Below are 16,853 nucleotides of genomic sequence, written 5' to 3' on the forward strand. Positions count from 1 at the left end.
TATTTGGGATCGGGCCCGCGCTCTGCGGCGGGGTCGGTAGTCTGGGTTGGAATTCAGGGCTGGCGGGCCAGCGTGGTCAGCCAGGCAAGCCGGGCTTCGACCGTGTCGGGCGCGGGGGCGTCGCCCTTGGCGCGCGCGGCTTCGATGCCGCGGGTCGTCCGGTCAAAGAGCTGCTCGACGCCATTGAGCACCAAGGGCTCCAGGCCCGCCTCGTGCAGCTGGTCGCGGGCTTCGCGCACCTCTGCCAGCCGGCGCGGGGCATGCAGCACATGCGAACGCACGAACGAGTCCATGAACGCGGTCAGCGGCGTGCGGTCGATGTCGGCCAGCACTTCGTACAGCGATTCGCGCAGACCCATGCGCTCGGCCGCAACGAGGCATTCGACGGCCAGGCTTTCCATGCCTTTGGTCATGATGCTGCGCAAGAGCTTCAGGCGCACCGCGTCGCCGGGCTTGCCTTCGATGATCCGGACCGTTGCGCCCGCGCTTTCGCCCAGTGCCGTCACCACGGCCGCGCCTTCGCCGGCGCATAGCAGTGGCGTCTTTTCGGCCAGCAAGGCGATGGCGCCCATGATGGCCACGTCCATGAAAGGGATGGCGCTCGCGGCGGCGGCCGCGGCCGCTTTCTGCATGTCGGGCGCGCTGGCGGTGGTGAAATCCGCGTAGACGGCGCCGGCGCGCATATGGGGAAAGGCTTGTGCGGCGACTTCCGCCGCGCTGTAGCCGTACACGGCCGAGACCACGACGTCGGCCTCGGCCAGCCAAGGTCCCGGTTCGGCATGCAAGGCCGCCCCTGCGGCCACTGCGCGGTCCGCCATTTCGGCGTCCGATCGCAGATCGCAGATGCCGACGATGCGATGTTCGGCGGCGGTCCAGGCGCGGGCATAGCAGTGTCCGACTTCGCCGCATCCAATGAGTGCAATTTTCATAAAAAAACACATTAAAAAAACAATAAGTGTTTATATATCCGCGGTCCCGCGGATAAAAGCAGGTATTTACCCTAAGTTCTTACGAAAAAAAATACATAAAAAAAACATCAGGCATTGGGCAGGGAAAACTCAGCCGGCGTAGGCCAGGAACGGGCGCCCGTCGAATGCGGGGTGGCGCGCGATGTCCGCGTAGTCTTCCTTGGTGGAGCCGAACCCGTGCAAAAGCAGGATCGGCGCCAGCGGGCCGCCCGCTGGCTCGCGGCGACACGCAGGTCCACCTTGTCCACGCGCAGGGCATGGGCGGTGCGCTGAATTTCAAGCTGCATTGCAATCTGTCCTGGCTTCAACGGGAAAGGGATTGGCAAAAGCCATGGATGGCGTGGCAAGCCTGGCGCAGCGACTCGTCATCGAGCGCGTAGGCGATGCGGAAGTAGGGGCCGAGGCCGAAGGCGCTGCCATGCACGGTGGCGACATTCGCTTCGTCCAGGAGCGCGTTGACGACATCTTCATCGGTATTGAGCTGCGTGCCAGTTGGCGTGGTCTTGCCCAGCAACGCTTCGCACGAGGCGAACACGTAAAAGGCGCCCTGTGGAATTTGCGCATGCAGGCCAGGGGCTTGATTGATGGCGTCGACAACGGCATCGCGGCGACGTTTGAATGCTGTGCGGGACTGCGCGATAAAGTCTTGCGGCCCGGTCAGCGCCGCCAGGGCAGCGTGCTGGGAAATGGTGCTGGCGCCGGAAGTCTGCTGTCCCTGCAGTTTCTCCATGGCATCAATCAGCCAGTCCGGCCCCGTGCCGAACCCGATGCGCCATCCGGTCATGGCGTAAGCCTTGGAAACGCCGTTCATGGTCAATGTTCTGTCGCGAAGGCGCGGCGCGACCTGAGCAATGGTGTGGAAGGGCAGTCCGTCAAACACCAGGTGTTCATAGATGTCGTCCGACAGGATTAGAACGTCGGGGTAGGCCAGAAGTACTTCCGCCAGGACCTGCAATTCAGCCCGGCTGTACACCGCGCCGGTCGGGTTCGAAGGCGAATTCAGGATGATCCAGCGCGTCCGGGGGGTGAGCGCGGCCTGTAGCGCGCCAGGCGTAAGCTTGAAGCCGGCTTCAGCGCCGCAAGTCACGTTGACGGCTGTCGCGCCGCACAACTGGACGATCTCGGGATAGCTGACCCAGTAGGGCGCCGGCACGATGACCTCGTCTCCTTCATTGAGCGTGGCGGCCAGCGCATTAAAAATGACCTGCTTGCCGCCGTTGGCTACCAGCGTGTGGCGCCAGTCGACCTGCAGGCCATTCTCGCGCTGGAACTTCGTCGCGATGGCTTCGCGCAGGGGGCGCAGTCCCGCGACTTGGGTATAACGGGTATGGCCCGCGCGAATCGCGGCGATCCCGGCCTCGCGGATATGTTCAGGGGTGTCGAAGTCTGGCTCACCCGCGCTCAGCGAGATGATGCGGGCGCCAGAACTTAGACGCGCGGCGACGCGATCCATCACCTTGTACGTGGCGGATGGCCGGGCTTGCGCCAGGTGGCGGTTCAGGGGCTGGACTTTGGGATTCATGCCGGAGCGCTTCATTCCTTTCGTTGCAGCAGGTGATAGCCCAACGCGGCGCGCGCTTCGCGGATGGTCGCGCCCTGGCTGATCCGCTCGCGGATCGCGGCCTCCACGGATTCGATCTTGCGCGCGGTCTCGGCGACTTCACGGGCGCGCTCGCGCGGCACGATCACCACGCCGTTGGCGTCGGCCACCACGATGTCACGCGCGGCCACGCGAACGGTGCCCACCGCAACGGTGGTGTTGACTGACTCCACCTCCACCCGGTCCTTGCCGGTGCGCATGAAGCGGCCGGCGCTGAAAACCGGATAGCCGTCGCCCAGCGCCTTGCCCACGTCGCGGCACACGCCGTCAATCACGGTGCCGGCGATGCCGCGCAGGCCGGCGTACTGCGTCATGATGTCGCCCCATACCGTGCAGTCCGTGCGGCCATCGTTGTCGATCACAACGATGTCGCCTTCGGCGACGTCATCGATGAAGTCGCCCACGGTGCCGGCGGGCGTCGCGGCGGGAACGTACTTGATCGTGAAGGCGGGGCCGACAACCGGGCGGGCATAGTTGTCCAGCGGCATGATGCCTAGCGCCTGGCCGTGCAGGCCCAGCTTGTCCATGGCGTCGGACACGCCCGGCGTATCCAGTCCTTCAAACAGGGCGACCAACTCCTGGTCGTGTGCGGCGGCTTTCTTGGGGTTTGTCATCGTCGTTCCTTTGGTGAGAGGGGCAATGAGGGCGCGTCGGATCACTTCGCGTGGATGGCTTCGAATTCCTTGTCGTGCATGACCTCGGCGACCGAGCGGCCCGCGCGCACGGCGGCGACCATCCCATCCTGCCGCCTGGCGATACGCTCTCCCAGGTCCAGCACTGCGTCGATGCGGGCCGCAGGCACGAACACAGTCCCGCAGCGGTCCGCGATGACGTAATCGTCTTCATGCACCGTGACGCCGGCCATCTGCACGGGCTTGCCGGCATCGATCTGGATCACGCGGTTGCGGGCGCTGATCATCGTCACACCGCGTCCATAGACGGGATAGCCGATCGATTCGCTGCCTTCGATGTCGCGGCTCAGGCCGTCGATGACCGAACCTCGCACGTGTTTGGCGCGCGCCGCATTGGCCAGGATGTCGCCCCAGCAGGAAATGCCCTCGGCGCCGCCGGCGATGACCAGCACGCGGTCGCCGGTCTGCACGGCGTCGATGACGGGCGAGATCAGATGCACGGCCGGCTTGGCGTCCGTCTTTGGGCCCAGCTGGATGGTGCTGGCGCGGCCGACGATCTTCGGACAGTCCCACAGCGGCCGCAGGCCGTAGGTGGCGCCGGGCAGTCCCAGAAAGTCCAGGGCGTCCGAGACGGTATTGGTATCCAGCGAGGCAAGGCGGTCGAGCGTGGATGCTTGGGGCATGGGGAAACCTCCTGAGTGAAGGCTTTATTATGGGAACCGCTTCTTGATAGATAAAATCGTTTTCAAGTATCTCTGTGATACGGTTTCAGGATCAGCGCGGAAGCGCGCAGCCAGCAACGAGGGCAGGGCATGAGCACGATCGACTTCAGGCTGATACGGCAGCTTTGGATGTTTCTGGCGGTGGCCGAGGAACGGCATTTCGGACGGGCGGCAGCGCGGCTGGGCATGTCGCAGCCGCCGCTGACCGAGCAGATCAAGGTGTTGGAACAATCGCTGAAACTCCAACTGTTCGAACGGTCGCGCCGTGGCACGCAGCTTTCGGGCGCGGGCGCGGCGATCCTGCCCGCGGTGCGGCAGTTCGCCGGCCAGGTCGAACACCTGGAGCGTGTCGTGCGGGAGGTCGCGTCGGGCCAGTCGGGCGTGCTGCATGTGGGCGCGATCACCTCGGCAATGCTGGACACCGTTCCGCCGCTGCTCAATGAGCTGAAGCGGGCGCACCCTAGCCTGACGGTCTTCGTGCGGGAGATCGACAGTGTCGAGGCGGTGCCGGCGCTGCTGTCGGGGGAACTGGACATGGCGTTCGTGCGCATCGATGGCGACGTCGGCGAGGGCATCTCGACGCTGCCGTTGACTGAGGACCGGCTGGCGGTGGCGCTGCCTGACGATCACAAGCTGGCGGCGCTGCCTCGTGTGCGCCTTCAGGCGTTGGCGGCAGAGCAGCTTGTGATGTCTTCTCGGCAGGTCAGCCCGGTGTATTTCGACATGCTCACCGCGATCTGCCGCGCCCACGGCTTCACCCCCCGCGTGCTGCACGAGGTGCGGTCGGTGGCCTCGCAGGTCGCTTATGTGGGATGCGGCCAGGGCGTCGCGCTGGTGCCGGCGTCCATGAAGAAGCTGGCGCCCGCGAACGTCGTCATCCGGCCGTTGAAGGAAAAGGTCATGGTGGTCACTGCCGCGCTGGCGTGGAATGCGGCGCGCTTTCACCCGCTGGTCGATGTGGCGGTGCAGTGGCTTGAAAAGACGCATCGCAAGCGGCGTCCGGAAGGGTGATGCCAGGCGACGGGGCAAGCGCTGCCTGGCATCAGACGCCTACTTTTTCGCGGCGGCCTCTTGCTGGAAGGCGCGTGTCTGCCGGGCCAGGCTGGCCCGCCATTCCTCACCCGGCTGAAAGGCCAGCACGGCCGCGTCGCGCCCCGATGCCGCGAGGAAGGCGGGATCCTTGAGGGTGTCCTGGAGCGCCTGTTCCAGCTTGTCGCGGATGGCGTCCGGCAAGGTCGCCGGGCCGCCCATGCCGCGCTCGGACGAGTATCGCAGCGCCACCCCGGATTCCGCCGCGGTGGGGATGGCGTTGTGGCGCTTGTCGCTGGCAATGGCGATGGCCTCGAAAGGGCCTTTCGGGTCGATCAGTTCCGGCACCTCGCTCACGGTGATCAGGCCGTAGTCGATGTGATCGCCCAGGATCCCCAGGCGGATGTCGCCGCCGCCCTTGAAGGGCACGCTGGTGCCTTGCACGTTCTGGCTGCGCTCCATGTCCATCAGCGCCAGATGGCCGGTCGTGCCGTCGCCGCTGTGGCCGAAGGACAGCGATTCGGGAGACTGCTTCAGCTTTGTGACGAGCGCGGGCAGGTCATCCGGCGCGTTGGATCCGCGGCGCTTGATGAAGAGCAGCGGGTCGTCGACCAGACGCGCGATGAGCCGGATGTCGTCGGGCTTGTACTTCGCGCCCTTGCTGACGGGCAGGTACACGAAGCCGGGCGCGTTGATCATGCCCAGCGTGTAGCCGTCGGGTTTGGCCGCCGCTACGTAGCGCACGGCGATCTCGCCGCCGGCCCCGGGCTTGTTGATGACGATGATCCGGGTCTTGTCGCCCAGGCGCTTTTCCATGTGCTGGGCCACCAGCCGCGCCATCACGTCCGTGCCGCCGCCGGGTGCGAAACCCACCACCAGTTCGATCGGACGGTCGTCGGGCCAGGCGGCATGTGCCACGTTGGCCGCCAGGGCCAGCGCCCCGGCCACGAGAATCCGCTGAAATGCATTTGCCTTCATGCCTGTCTCCTTGAATGGCTGTCGTGCGCCCTTGCGCGTCAATTGACCTGGATGCCTGCGGACTGGATGAGCTGGCGGTAGCGGTCCAGTTCCTCTGCCCAGAACGCCGTGAACGCCGCGGGCGTACTTTGGCGCAATTCGGCCCCCATGGCGATGAGCCGTTGCGAATAGGCGGGATCGGACATCACGGCGTTCAGGGCGTGGCTCAGTTTGTCCACGATGGGCGCCGGCGTGCCGGCCGGCGCCGCCAGGCCGAACCACGTGGTCAGTTGCATGCCCGCCATGCCCAGTTCCTCGAACGTCGGCACGTCGGGAATGGCCTTGAGCCGGGCGTCGGCGGCAACGGCCAACGCGCGGACGCGCTGGCTCTGGATGTGGCCAATCGCGCCGTTGTCGAACATGTAGTCCAGCCGTCCGCCCATCAGGTCGGTCAAGGCAGGGTTGTTGCCTTTGTAGGGCACATGCGTGACCTCGATCTTGTTGATCGCGCGAAACAGTTCGCCCGACAGATGTCCCGAGTTGCCGGTGCCGCCGGAGCCGTAGGTCAGTTTGCCGGGTTGCTTGCGCGCCGCGGCGACGATGTCGGCCGGACGCTTGAACGGCGAGTTCTCGGGGACGATGAGCACGCTGGGCACCAGCGCGACTTCACCTATCGGCGTGAAGTCCTTGATCGGATCGAAATGCACCTTGGCATACAGGTTGGGCGCCGAGACGTTGGCCGAGCTGCTGGCCAGCAGGAGGGTGTAGCCGTCCGGCGCGGCGCGGGCGAATTGAGTGGTTGCGATGGTGCCGGAAGCGCCCGCCACGTTTTCGACCACGACCGTCGCATTCAGGCGTTTGCCCAAGGCATCGCCCAGCGAGCGGCCAATGGTGTCCGCCGAGCCGCCCGCGGGCCACGGCACGATGAGGCGTATCGGTTTGTCCGGATACGGCGAGGCGGCCATGACGGCCGCGCTGAACGCGGATGCGAGGGCGCCGCACGCCCAACGCTTGATGGGAAAGCGCATGGTTGTCTCCTTGTTGAACCCTCCCTCTTGCTCGGTGGCGTGTCGGGGAGGTGTGAAAAGGCGCCGCGATCAATCTGTACTAGCCGTGGCGGCCTCCTTGGGAAGATACGCAAGGACGAGGGACAGCAGCAGGTCCTGCGAATGGTTGAAAAAGTGATCCGCGCCGGGGATGACGATGATCGGATGGGAGGTGGGCCGTGCCCACGCCAGCAGCGGCGGCAAGGGCGCCTGCGTGTCCAGTTCGCCATGGATCAGCACCACGTCGGCGGGCAAGGGGGGCGTGTCGTAGACCCGGTCGTCCTCGACGGCGCCAACCGGCAGCCCGGCCAGGACGGCGGCCGCAGGCGCGGCGTCCTGGTCGGTCAGCGCGCGAATCGCGTGGGCCAGGGCGTAAGCGCCAAATGAAAAGCCAATGAGCGCCAGTGGCGTATCGGGGGCTTCGGCACGCACGGCATGCACGACGGCGAGAATGTCTTCGGATTCGCCCAGGCCGTGGTCATACACGCCGGCACTGGCGCCTACGCCCCGAAAGCTGGGCCGTATCGCAAGCCATCCCGCATCCCGGACGCCGTGCGCCAGTCTGTGCGGGATCTTGTGGCGCGGCGTGCCGCCCAAGAGCGGTTGCGGATGGGTAACGATGGCCACCCCAACGCGCGGCGTGACGGGGCGGTCGATCAGCAGTTCCAGCGGACCGGCCGGACCGGGGATCAGCCGTGTTTCCGTCCTTGCGCCGGCGGGGAGTGCGGTATCAATCAGGTGGGACATGTCGGCTAGATAGCGCTGTCAGGTGTCCCAGATTAATCCGTTATGAAAAAGCCGAATAAATAGAATTTTGTGATGGGTTTCATCACGGCGGGAGATGGCGCGGCCGGCGGGCGGGGCTATTTGGCCAACCAGCGGGCGGAGGGCCAGCGTGCATTGCGCACCGCGTCGCGGGCGCATTGGATCAATTCGTTCATGACGCAATGCACGGAATTGGCGATGGGACGGGTGGCGGGTTGCGCCAGCACGATGCGCCGCACCAGCAGCGGATCCACGACCGGGGCAGCGGCCAGGATTGCGCGATCCACGTCGTCGGCCACGGCGATCGAGGGCAGGATGGTATAGCCGTGGCCGTCCAGCACCAGGCGCTTCTGCACGCTCATTGCATTGGTCTCGGCCACGATGTGCAGCTCGGTCTCTTGCGTGCGCGCGGCCTGTTCGACCAGCGAGCGCAATCCATGTGGCGCGCCCGGCAGCACAAGGGGCCGGCCGATGATGACGGCCATGCGAACGGGCGTGCGGGTATCGAGTCCGCTGTCTGGCGGACCCACGAACCACAGGCTCTCCTCCAGCAAGGTGCGGAACTTGAGCGCGGGATTCGGCTTGGAGTCGTACAGCAGCGCGATGTCCACGTCGCCGGTCTCCAGCCACGACTGCAGGTGTCCGGCATACCCCGCCGTCAGCCGCAGGCGGATGCCGGGATAGTGGGCCGCCACGGCGGACAGCAGCGCGCTGGACAGCATGTCTGCGGTGCTGGGCAGCAGGCCCACGGTGACGATGCCGCCCACCGTGCCGCTGGACGGCCGGATCTCGGCGCGGGCGCGGTCCAGTTCGTTCAGGGCACGGCGGGCGTAATCCTCGAGCGTCTTGCCGGCGTCGGTCAGTTCCATGCCGAGGCGGCCACGCGTGAAGAGCGGCGTGCCGATATCGTCTTCCAGCAGCTTCAGTTGCCGGGAGACCGCTGGCTGCACGATGTTCAGCAGGCGGGCGGCACTGGTCACGCTGCCGGTCTCGGCCACGGTCACGAACGCCTTCAGTTGCTTCAAGTCCATCTGCGGCTCCGGGTATGCGCAAGGGTGATGAATTCCATCACAAAATTCTATTTAGTTGGTGATTCTATAGCGATATAAGATGCCTCGCAGCACTTAGCCACCGGGAAATTCACTCATGACTACCACCACCACCGAGGCGCCTGCCTGGCAGCAAGCCGTGTTCGACGCGCTCAAAGCCGGCGGCGTCCGCCAGATCGCGTACGTGCCGGACGCCGGCCATTCCTATGCCATCCGGCAGGCGCAGCAAGATCCGGACATCACCGACGTGGTCCTGACCACGGAAGAAGAGGGCGTCGCCGTCGTCAGCGGCGCGTGGCTGGGCGGCCAGCGTGCCGCGCTGCTGATGCAAAGCAGCGGCGTGGGCAATTGCGTGAACATGTTCTCGCTGCTGCGCAGCTGCAACTTTCCCTTTCTCACGCTGGTGACGATGCGGGGCGAGTACGCGGAATTCAATCCCTGGCAGGGGCCGATGGGCAAGACCACCCAGCAGGCGCTTGAACTGATGGGCATCACGGTGCTGCGGGCGTCGAACCCCGAGGAGGTCGGAGAGATCGTCAGTGCCGCTGCCGACTCCGCATTTCTGGCAGGCGAGCAGGTAGCCGTCCTGCTGTCGCAAACCTTGATTGGACGTAAGAAGTGGGAGCGCAACTGATGTCGACCACCTTGAATGCTTCGGGCGCCGTGGACCGCCGCGCCTTCGTGTCGCAACTGATCGCGGCGTCGCCCGACGCGCTGATCGTCTCGGGCCTGGGGTCTCCGTCCTATGACGTTTTTGCCGCGGGCGACCGGGACCAGAATTTCTATCTGTGGGGCGCCATGGGCGGCGCCGTGGCGCTTGGCCTGGGCCTGGCGCTTGCGCAGCCGGACCGGCCCGTGCTTGTCATCACCGGCGACGGCGAACAGTTGATGGGCGTGGGCACGCTGGGCACCGTCGGCGCCAAACAGCCCAGGAACCTGACCATCGTGGTGCTGGACAACGGCCATTTCGGCGAGACCGGCATGCAGCGCAGCCATACCAGCCTCGGCACGGACCTGGTGGCCGTGGCGCAGGGGTTCGGCATCAAGGACGCGTTTGCCGTCAGGGAAGCGGGCCGGGCGGGCGAGGTCGCCGAGCGCGTGATGGCGCGTCGTGGCGTCGCCTTCGCCCAGGTGTTCATCAAGCCGGACGAACCGCCGCGCGCGCTGCCGCCGCGCGACGGTGTGTACGTCAAGAACCGCTTCCGGGCCGCCCTGGGATTTTCGACGTTCTGAGCAGCGGCAGCCCCTTGGGCTGCCATGCTGCATTCAGGCCAGGAGGCTGTGATGAAGACTTACTCAATGCGGATTGCGGGTGCGCCGGCCGCTGCCATCTCGGGCGAATGGTTCGAGACGCAGAACCCCTACACTGGCGAGGCCTGGGCGCGGGTTGCCCGCGGAGCCGCGCAAGACGTCGATGTGGCGGTGCAGGCCGCCCACTTCGCCTTTTCGGAAGGACCGTGGGCGGAACTGACCGCCACCGAGCGCGGCAGGTTGCTGTATCGACTGGCCGATCTCATCGAACGCGATGCGCGCAAGCTCGCGGAAACGGAAGTCCAGGACAACGGCAAGCTGTTCGCCGAGATGTTGGGACAGTTGACCTACCTGCCGCAATGGTTCCGCTACTACGGCGGCCTGGCGGACAAGATCCACGGGTCGACGCTGCCATTGGACAAGAAAGGCTATTTCACCTACACGCGCCACGAGCCGCTGGGCGTGGTGGCGGCGATCACGCCGTGGAATTCGCCCTTGTTGCTGCTGGGCTGGAAGATCGCGCCGGCGTTGGCGGCCGGCTGCACGGTGGTCGTGAAACCGTCGGAGTTCACATCCGCGTCGACGCTTGAGTTCGCCGAACTGTTCGACGAGGCGGGGTTTCCGCCCGGCGTGCTGAACGTGGTGACGGGCTATGGCCAGGAAGTGGGGGCCGCGCTGGTCCAGCATCCGCTGGTGCAGAAAGTCACCTTTACGGGGTCGGACCAGACCGGCCGCCTGATCAACGAGCAGGCCGCGCGTCTGCTCAAGCACTCCTCGCTGGAACTTGGCGGCAAGTCGCCCAACATCGTCTTCGAGGACGCGGACCTGGAACAGGCCGTATTCGGCGCGATCTCGGGCATCTTCGCGGCAAGCGGGCAAACCTGCATCGCCGGTTCGCGCCTGTTGCTCCAGGACAGCATCTACGACACCTTTGTCGAAAAGCTGCTGTCGCTGGCGGCCGCTGCGCGCATGGGGGATCCGATGGATCCAGCCACGCAGGTCGGGCCGGTGACGACGCCGCCCCAATTCCAGAAGGTGCTGGACTACATCCGCATCGCGCGGGACGAGGGGGCAACCCTGCTGCTGGGCGGCAAGGCCGCGCAACGGCCGGAATGCGGCAAGGGGTGGTTCGTGGAACCGACCATCTTCGGCGACGTGCGCAACGACATGCGCATCGCCCAGGAAGAGGTGTTCGGGCCGGTGCTGTCCATCATCCGCTTCAAGGACGAAGCCGAGGCGCTGCGGATCGCCAATGATGTCCGCTTCGGACTGGCCGCCGCGGTGTGGACGCAGGACATCGCCCGCGCGATCCGGATGTCGGAACGGTTGAAGGCCGGCACGGTCTGGGTCAACACGTATCGTGCGGTCAGCTTCATGGCGCCCTTTGGCGGCTACAAGGATTCGGGGCTGGGGCGCGAGAACGGCATGGACGCCGTCAAGGAGTTCCTGCAGGTCAAGAGCGTCTGGCTCAATAGCGGGGCGACCGCCAGCAATCCGTTCGTACTGCGTTGATCCGGCATGGGCGGCCACGGGCCGCGCCTTGCTTGCGTTGTTTCCCGCCCCTGCCGCCTGCTACGTACCAGCCACGCGCGTCGCCTGCGCATCCGACTGGAAGATCTTGCCGAAATCGCACTGTTCCTGTGCCAGCGCCGCGATGGCGGTAATCAGGCTGCTGGGGCGGTCGCCGCGAAAGACCGCCGCATAGGCCGCAGGCGGCAAGGCGGGCGTCACCGTCAGGATCTCGAGCGCGCCCGACTCCACCATGGGCGCCAGAAAGGTCTTGGGCAGGTAGCTGATGCCCATGCCTGAGATCGCCAGACCGATCAATGCCACCAGACTGTTGCTCAGCACGGTCTGCTCGGGCCGCACCCCCACCGAGCGAAACCAGCGGTTGTAGAGCTGGCCGGTGCCGGAGCGTTCGTCCTGCGTCAGCAGCCGGTGCTTGACGAGGTCCTGCACCTTGAGCCGCCGCCGAGGCGCCAGCCCCGGCTTGCACATCCACGAATTGACGACCTGACCGACCCGCCGGGAGACGAAGCGCTGGTCGTCGAACACGTCCGGCACGATCATCAGGTCCACCTCGTCGGCCAGCAGCTTGTCGCGCAGGATGGCGCTGGTATCGACATGGGGCTCGATGATGACCCGGGGATAGCGCGCCTGGATGGCGCTTACCAGTCTGGGCAACCAGGTCATGGCCGTCAGTTCCGTGATGCCGATGCGCACATGGCGCTCCATGACGTCCGGCCGTTGGAACTGCTCGATGGCCGCATCGCGCTGTTCCAGCAGCCGTTTGGCCAGCAGGAACATCTCTTCGCCTTTCTCCGTCAGCCGGGCCGTGCGCAACGTGCGGTCAAAAAGCGGCGTGTCGAAGAGCGCTTCCAGTTCCTGCACGCGCTTGGATACCGCGGACTGCGTGGTGTGCAGCCGGTTGGCCGCCGGTGCAAACCCGCCGAGCTGAACGACCCAATACACGGCTTCGAGCTGCTTGAACGTGATCAACGGCGCCTCCTTTGTGGCCGGAAAACATCTAATTGAGGAATCTGATTGGATTCCAATTTATCGCTTTTTTTGATTTAACGCCGCGATCACAATTTGTGCCTGAGGATTCGAACGCATTGGAGGCGTGCATATGTTTCTCACGGAAGAAGAGTCGGTCATGCTGGCGGGCGGCAAGGGGCCTGCCGTGCAAAAGGCCATGGAAATCCTGGTGGCCCTGGGTGAGAGTTTTGGCGCCAAACGCCTGCTGCAGGTCAGCAACGTCCACATGGCAGGTTCGTCTGTCCTCGTCGCGGAAGAGGCCGGCACGCGCTTTGTCGAAGACATCAAGCGCCAGGGCGGCACGTTCGTCACCCGGGTGACCACGAACCCGACGGCAGTCGATCCGGTGCAGTGGCGCGAGATCGGCATTCCGGAGTCGGACAGCGCGCTGCAAACCCGCCTGACGGACGCCTATGCCGGCATGGGCGCCAACACCTGCAATACCTGTATTCCCTACTTGGTGGGCAACAGTCCGCGATTCGGCGAGCACATGGCGTGGGGCGAGTCGTCTGCTGTGGTGTACGCCAACTCGGTGTGCGGCGCCCGCACCAATCGCGAAGGCGGCCCCAGCGGCTTGGCCACCGCGCTGACGGGACGCACGCCGGAGTACGGATTTCACCTGACGGAGAACCGCTACGGAAAACTGCTGGTCAAGGTCGAGACCACGCTCGACGACATGACCGATTACGGCACGCTGGGCTACTTTGCCGGCCGCATCGCTGGGCAGGACACGCCGGTGTTCACGGGCATCCCCTCCGATCCCACGCTGGAGCAGTTGAAAGCGCTGAGCGCCGCGCTGGCGGCTTCGGGCGCGGTAAGCATGTTCCATGCGGTCGGCGTCACGCCCGAAGCGCCCACGCTTGAGGCGGCATTCGGTGGCCATGAGCCCGAAAAAGTGCTGGTCTTTGACGACGCCGAAAAGAAAAAGGCCGAGGCCGCGCTGAACAAGGAACAATCGGATCACGTGGACTGGATCCTCGTGGGCTGTCCAAATGCGTCGGTGCAGGAGATCCGCGAGGTGGCCGAGGCGCTGGAGGGCAAACGGGTGCATCCGGACGTCGCGCTGTGGGTCACCACGGCCGGCGCCATGTACGCCATGGCCGATCGCATGGGATACATCCAGACGATCAAGGATGCCGGCGGGACGGTGGTGCGCGAAACCTGCCCGTTCCTGGCCCGCAGCCGCGTGATCGCGCCAGCCAAGGGCTATCGCACGCTGACCACCAACTCCGCCAAAATGGCGTTCTACGCGCCCGGCCAGTTCGGCCTGCCCACGCATTACGGCAATCTCAATCGCGTCATGCAGGCCGCCGTCAGCGGCGTCTGGAGGTAAGCGCCATGATCCAAGCCAAACGCGTCCTGACGGGGCGCAAGATCGTCAAGGGCAAGACCAGCGGACAGGCCGTCGTGACGGGAGAGGCGATCAGCTTTAACGGCGGCGTCGACAACATGACGGGTATCGTCACCGAACCCGGGCACGAGCTGGAAGGCGTGAACATCGCCGGCAAGGTGCTGGTCTTTCTGACCGGCAAGGGATCGACCGGCGGCTCTTACAAGATCTACGACATGGTCTCGCGTGGTACGGCGCCGCTGGCGTTCGTGCAGGTGACGCCGGAACCGATCACGACGATCGGCGCGATCATCGGCGCCATCCCCGTCGTGGCCGGGCTGGACGAAGACCCGACCAAGGCCATCGCCACGGGCGACTGGCTGGACGTGGATGCCGACGCCGGCACCGTTGTCGTGACACCGCAATAGCAGTTCGCACGCGGCGCCAGCCGCACTCTTCACCGGCCTTCGGGTAGTTGCGCGCACGACGCAACGCCCGGAACGGCCGCGCTTATTCCAATCAAGGAGACAACCATGACCTCACGAGTACGCATCGCCCTTGTCTTGGGCGCCTGTCTTGGCGCGGGCGCCCCGGCCGCGCACGCGGCCCAGCCCGACGCGGGCGCCGACTGGCCCACGCGCAAGGCCATCACGATGATCGTTCCCTTTGCGGCCGGCGGCAGCACGGATGCGACCGCGCGGCTCCTCGCCGAACATCTGTCCCGGCAACTCAAGCAACAGGTGATCGTGGAGAACCGGGCGGGGGCGGGGAGCAACCTGGGATCGAGCGTGGCGGCGCGCGCAACGCCCGACGGCTACACACTGCTGCTGGCCACCAGCACGATCGCCACCAATGTGACGCTGTACAAGAACATGGGCTTCGACCTGCGCCGTGATCTGATTCCCGTGTCGCAGATCGCGTCGATTCCGAATGTGCTGACCGTGAACAACAGCGTGCCGGCCAAGTCGCTCACGGAGTTCATCACGCTGGTCCAGAAGAAGGACGCGCCGGTGAACTACGGTTCCGCGGGCAACGGGTCGGCCTCACATTTGTCCGGTGCGCTGTTCAACGCGATGGCCAAGGGCGACATGGTCCATGTGGCGTACAAGGGCGGGGCGCCGGCGAACGTGGACCTGATGGGCGGCCAGGTGCAGGCGGTGTTTTCGCCGTTGGTGGAAGTGCTGTCGTACCTGGAAAGTGGCAAGTTGCGCGCATTGGGCGTGACCACCCCGGAGCGCTCGCCGCGCCTGCCCGATGTGCCGGCGGTGGGTGAAGCGCTGCCCGGATTCGACGTATCGCTGTGGAACGGTGTGTTCGTGCCCGCCGGCACGCCGCCCGCCGTTGTCGATGGGCTCGCCCAGGCCCTGAAGTCGGTGACGCAAGACCCAGCGTTCCGCAAGGTGCTGCTGGATCAAGGCTCCGCGCCCACGAGCCAGTCGCCGGCGCAGTTCAAGGCCTTCCTGGACCAGGAAATCGACAAGTGGGCCAAGCTGGTGAAGCTGTCCGGGGCAACGGTGGACTGAGGCCTGGGGCCGCCTCTCCCGGATCCTGCTGTTGCGCGGCGCGCGCACGTCACAACCTGCAATAACTCCCCCGCAGCTCGGCGTTATTGTCTGGAAGATGCGTGACGCGCCCGCCCGGTCGGCTGGAACACCAGAGAGAGGCACTCCATGACTTACTCGAGCTACCACAAGAAGGACATCTTCGGCCGCCCGCTGCATGCCGAAACGCAGATGATGTCCTACGGCTACGATCCCTTCCTGTCGGAAGGCGCCGTCAAGCCGCCGGTGTTCCTCACGTCCACGTTTGCCTTTCGCACGGCGGAGGATGGCGCCGCGTTCTTTGATCTGGTGTCGGGCCGCAAGCCCCTGCCGCAGGGCGAGTCGGCGGGGCTGGTGTACAGCCGCTTCAATCATCCGAACCTGGAGATCGTCGAAGACCGGCTGTCGCTGCTGGATGGCTCGCAGGACGCGGCGGTAACGTCCAGCGGCATGTCCGCGATCAGCGCGGTGCTGATGGCGTTTTTGCGGCCGGGCGATCAACTGGTGCAGTCCGTGCCGCTGTACGGGGGGACCGAGACCCTGATCGGCAAGGTCTTTCCCGAATGGGGCATTGGTTCCCATCCGGTGGCCAATGGGCTGTCGCCCAGCAGCATGCGCGCGGCGCTGGAACAGGCGGCGGCCAAGGGGCCGGTAAAGCTGTTCTACGTGGAGACGCCCGCCAATCCGACGAATGCGCTATTCGACTTCGAGGCCATGAAGAATGAGCTGGACGCGTTCGAGACGCGCCACGGCTACCGTCCGATTTCAGTGTGCGACAACACACTGCTCGGGCCGATCTTCCAGAAGCCGGCCGAGCACGGGGTGGACCTGTCGGTGTATTCGCTGACGAAGTACGTGGGTGGCCACAGCGACCTGGTGGCCGGGGCCGTCACGGGCAGCAAGGAGCTGATCAAGAAGGTGCGCGCGATCCGCAGCGCGTTCGGATCGCAACTGGATCCGCATTCCTGCTGGATGATCACGCGGTCGATGGAGACGGTGGTGCTGCGCATGAAGCAGGCCGCGCGCACGGCCACCAAGGTCACGCAATGGCTGGCGGGTAATCCGCACGAGAAGGTGCAGATATTCCATCCGGAACTGATCGCCGACCGCGCCTACCAAGAGGTGTACAAGCGCCAGTGCACTGGCCCCGGCTCAACCTTTGCCTTCGTGCTGGAGGGCGGCCGCGAGCGCGCGTTCCGCTTCATCAACGCCCTGCATCTGTTCCGCTCGGCGGTCAGCCTGGGCGGCACCGAGACGCTGATTTGCCACCCGGCGTCGACCACGCACTCCGGCGTACCCGCCGCCGAGCGCGACGCGGCGGGCGTGTCCGAAGGCCTGATCCGGGTGTCCATCGGCCTGGAGCACGAGGAAGACCTGATCGCGGACTTGGATCACGCGTTTCGCAACTGTTGAACCGTCAGCCCG

The 16,853-nt window shown here is 65.6% G+C and carries 17 protein-coding genes; 8 read left to right on the top strand and 9 right to left on the bottom strand.

What is annotated here, in order from left to right; genetic code table 11:
* Positions 1-53 precede the first annotated feature (53 nt).
* From ACZ50Q_RS12955 to ACZ50Q_RS12970, 4 genes are all read right to left on the bottom strand, one after another.
* A complete protein-coding gene (locus tag ACZ50Q_RS12955) occupies positions 54-929 on the bottom strand; it encodes an NAD(P)-dependent oxidoreductase (RefSeq protein ID WP_464081763.1) in 876 nt (291 codons plus the stop codon).
* A 343-nt stretch (positions 930-1,272) separates the two neighbouring features.
* A complete protein-coding gene (locus tag ACZ50Q_RS12960) occupies positions 1,273-2,490 on the bottom strand; it encodes a pyridoxal phosphate-dependent aminotransferase (RefSeq protein ID WP_464081764.1) in 1,218 nt (405 codons plus the stop codon).
* A gap of 11 nt (positions 2,491-2,501) precedes the next feature.
* On the bottom strand, positions 2,502-3,182 hold the full coding sequence (locus ACZ50Q_RS12965; RefSeq protein ID WP_464081765.1) for an RraA family protein: 681 nt from the start codon (positions 3,180-3,182) through the stop codon (positions 2,502-2,504).
* Between the two features lie 41 nt (positions 3,183-3,223).
* Positions 3,224-3,883 carry an RraA family protein gene (locus ACZ50Q_RS12970; RefSeq protein ID WP_464081766.1) on the bottom strand — a complete coding sequence of 220 codons (660 nt, stop codon included), beginning with the start codon at positions 3,881-3,883 and terminating at the stop codon, positions 3,224-3,226.
* A gap of 129 nt (positions 3,884-4,012) precedes the next feature.
* Between ACZ50Q_RS12970 and ACZ50Q_RS12975 the strand changes: the two genes are divergently transcribed.
* Positions 4,013-4,933 carry a LysR substrate-binding domain-containing protein gene (locus ACZ50Q_RS12975; protein ID WP_464081767.1) on the top strand — a complete coding sequence of 307 codons (921 nt, stop codon included), beginning with the start codon at positions 4,013-4,015 and terminating at the stop codon, positions 4,931-4,933.
* Between the two features lie 39 nt (positions 4,934-4,972).
* On the opposite strand, the gene ACZ50Q_RS12980 is transcribed toward ACZ50Q_RS12975, so the two are convergent.
* From ACZ50Q_RS12980 to ACZ50Q_RS12995, 4 genes are all read right to left on the bottom strand, one after another.
* The gene (locus ACZ50Q_RS12980; RefSeq protein WP_464081768.1) at positions 4,973-5,929 is read right to left on the bottom strand and encodes a tripartite tricarboxylate transporter substrate binding protein; all 957 of its coding nucleotides are present in this window, start codon (positions 5,927-5,929) and stop codon (positions 4,973-4,975) included.
* Positions 5,930-5,967: 38 nt separating this feature from the next.
* The gene (locus ACZ50Q_RS12985) at positions 5,968-6,936 is read right to left on the bottom strand and encodes a Bug family tripartite tricarboxylate transporter substrate binding protein (RefSeq protein WP_464081769.1); all 969 of its coding nucleotides are present in this window, start codon (positions 6,934-6,936) and stop codon (positions 5,968-5,970) included.
* A 69-nt stretch (positions 6,937-7,005) separates the two neighbouring features.
* Positions 7,006-7,701 carry an alpha/beta hydrolase gene (locus tag ACZ50Q_RS12990; RefSeq protein ID WP_464081770.1) on the bottom strand — a complete coding sequence of 232 codons (696 nt, stop codon included), beginning with the start codon at positions 7,699-7,701 and terminating at the stop codon, positions 7,006-7,008.
* A gap of 116 nt (positions 7,702-7,817) precedes the next feature.
* Entirely contained in the window at positions 7,818-8,750 is a 933-nt protein-coding gene (locus ACZ50Q_RS12995) for a LysR substrate-binding domain-containing protein (RefSeq protein WP_464081771.1), read from the bottom strand.
* Between the two features lie 115 nt (positions 8,751-8,865).
* On the opposite strand from ACZ50Q_RS12995, the gene ACZ50Q_RS13000 reads away from it, so the two are divergent.
* Genes ACZ50Q_RS13000 through ACZ50Q_RS13010 form a run of 3 tightly spaced genes read left to right on the top strand, consistent with a single transcriptional unit; the run spans position 8,866 to position 11,531 of the window.
* Positions 8,866-9,402 (top strand): phosphonopyruvate decarboxylase, encoded by a 537-nt coding sequence (locus tag ACZ50Q_RS13000; protein WP_464081772.1) that lies wholly within the window; start codon positions 8,866-8,868, stop codon positions 9,400-9,402.
* Positions 9,402-10,001 carry a thiamine pyrophosphate-dependent enzyme gene (locus ACZ50Q_RS13005; protein ID WP_464081773.1) on the top strand — a complete coding sequence of 200 codons (600 nt, stop codon included), beginning with the start codon at positions 9,402-9,404 and terminating at the stop codon, positions 9,999-10,001. The genes ACZ50Q_RS13000 and ACZ50Q_RS13005 overlap by 1 nt, the downstream gene beginning before the upstream one ends.
* Positions 10,002-10,052: 51 nt before the next feature.
* A complete protein-coding gene (locus ACZ50Q_RS13010; RefSeq protein ID WP_464081774.1) occupies positions 10,053-11,531 on the top strand; it encodes an aldehyde dehydrogenase in 1,479 nt (492 codons plus the stop codon).
* A 60-nt stretch (positions 11,532-11,591) separates the two neighbouring features.
* Here ACZ50Q_RS13010 and ACZ50Q_RS13015 read toward each other — a convergent pair whose 3' ends face one another.
* Complete coding sequence (locus ACZ50Q_RS13015; protein WP_464081775.1) at positions 11,592-12,518, bottom strand: LysR family transcriptional regulator; 927 nt, start codon at positions 12,516-12,518, stop codon at positions 11,592-11,594.
* Positions 12,519-12,648: 130 nt separating this feature from the next.
* Between ACZ50Q_RS13015 and ACZ50Q_RS13020 the strand changes: the two genes are divergently transcribed.
* The 4 genes from ACZ50Q_RS13020 to ACZ50Q_RS13035 all read left to right on the top strand — a co-directional run bounded on the left by ACZ50Q_RS13020 (position 12,649) and on the right by ACZ50Q_RS13035 (position 16,841).
* The gene (locus tag ACZ50Q_RS13020; RefSeq protein WP_464081776.1) at positions 12,649-13,890 is read left to right on the top strand and encodes an aconitase X; all 1,242 of its coding nucleotides are present in this window, start codon (positions 12,649-12,651) and stop codon (positions 13,888-13,890) included.
* A gap of 5 nt (positions 13,891-13,895) precedes the next feature.
* Entirely contained in the window at positions 13,896-14,315 is a 420-nt protein-coding gene (locus ACZ50Q_RS13025; RefSeq protein WP_056561912.1) for an aconitase X swivel domain-containing protein, read from the top strand.
* 105 nt (positions 14,316-14,420) lie between these two features.
* A complete protein-coding gene (locus tag ACZ50Q_RS13030; protein ID WP_464081777.1) occupies positions 14,421-15,410 on the top strand; it encodes a Bug family tripartite tricarboxylate transporter substrate binding protein in 990 nt (329 codons plus the stop codon).
* Between the two features lie 147 nt (positions 15,411-15,557).
* A complete protein-coding gene (locus ACZ50Q_RS13035) occupies positions 15,558-16,841 on the top strand; it encodes a cystathionine gamma-synthase family protein (protein ID WP_092578420.1) in 1,284 nt (427 codons plus the stop codon).
* Positions 16,842-16,853 lie beyond the last annotated feature (12 nt).

The organism is Achromobacter sp. T5-5 (assembly GCF_055397965.1).

Excerpts from the sequence above, each read along its gene's own strand:
- ACZ50Q_RS12955 (WP_464081763.1), bottom strand. The coding sequence starts at position 929 with ATGAAAATTGCACTCATTGGATGCGGCGAAGTCGGACACTGCTATGCC.
- ACZ50Q_RS12960 (WP_464081764.1), bottom strand. The coding sequence starts at position 2,490 with ATGAATCCCAAAGTCCAGCCCCTGAACCGCCACCTGGCGCAAGCCCGG.
- ACZ50Q_RS12965 (WP_464081765.1), bottom strand. The coding sequence starts at position 3,182 with ATGACAAACCCCAAGAAAGCCGCCGCACACGACCAGGAGTTGGTCGCC.
- ACZ50Q_RS12970 (WP_464081766.1), bottom strand. The coding sequence starts at position 3,883 with ATGCCCCAAGCATCCACGCTCGACCGCCTTGCCTCGCTGGATACCAAT.
- ACZ50Q_RS12975 (WP_464081767.1), top strand. The coding sequence starts at position 4,013 with ATGAGCACGATCGACTTCAGGCTGATACGGCAGCTTTGGATGTTTCTG.
- ACZ50Q_RS12980 (WP_464081768.1), bottom strand. The coding sequence starts at position 5,929 with ATGAAGGCAAATGCATTTCAGCGGATTCTCGTGGCCGGGGCGCTGGCC.
- ACZ50Q_RS12985 (WP_464081769.1), bottom strand. The coding sequence starts at position 6,936 with ATGCGCTTTCCCATCAAGCGTTGGGCGTGCGGCGCCCTCGCATCCGCG.
- ACZ50Q_RS12990 (WP_464081770.1), bottom strand. The coding sequence starts at position 7,701 with ATGTCCCACCTGATTGATACCGCACTCCCCGCCGGCGCAAGGACGGAA.
- ACZ50Q_RS12995 (WP_464081771.1), bottom strand. The coding sequence starts at position 8,750 with ATGGACTTGAAGCAACTGAAGGCGTTCGTGACCGTGGCCGAGACCGGC.
- ACZ50Q_RS13000 (WP_464081772.1), top strand. The coding sequence starts at position 8,866 with ATGACTACCACCACCACCGAGGCGCCTGCCTGGCAGCAAGCCGTGTTC.
- ACZ50Q_RS13005 (WP_464081773.1), top strand. The coding sequence starts at position 9,402 with ATGTCGACCACCTTGAATGCTTCGGGCGCCGTGGACCGCCGCGCCTTC.
- ACZ50Q_RS13010 (WP_464081774.1), top strand. The coding sequence starts at position 10,053 with ATGAAGACTTACTCAATGCGGATTGCGGGTGCGCCGGCCGCTGCCATC.
- ACZ50Q_RS13020 (WP_464081776.1), top strand. The coding sequence starts at position 12,649 with ATGTTTCTCACGGAAGAAGAGTCGGTCATGCTGGCGGGCGGCAAGGGG.
- ACZ50Q_RS13025 (WP_056561912.1), top strand. The coding sequence starts at position 13,896 with ATGATCCAAGCCAAACGCGTCCTGACGGGGCGCAAGATCGTCAAGGGC.
- ACZ50Q_RS13030 (WP_464081777.1), top strand. The coding sequence starts at position 14,421 with ATGACCTCACGAGTACGCATCGCCCTTGTCTTGGGCGCCTGTCTTGGC.
- ACZ50Q_RS13035 (WP_092578420.1), top strand. The coding sequence starts at position 15,558 with ATGACTTACTCGAGCTACCACAAGAAGGACATCTTCGGCCGCCCGCTG.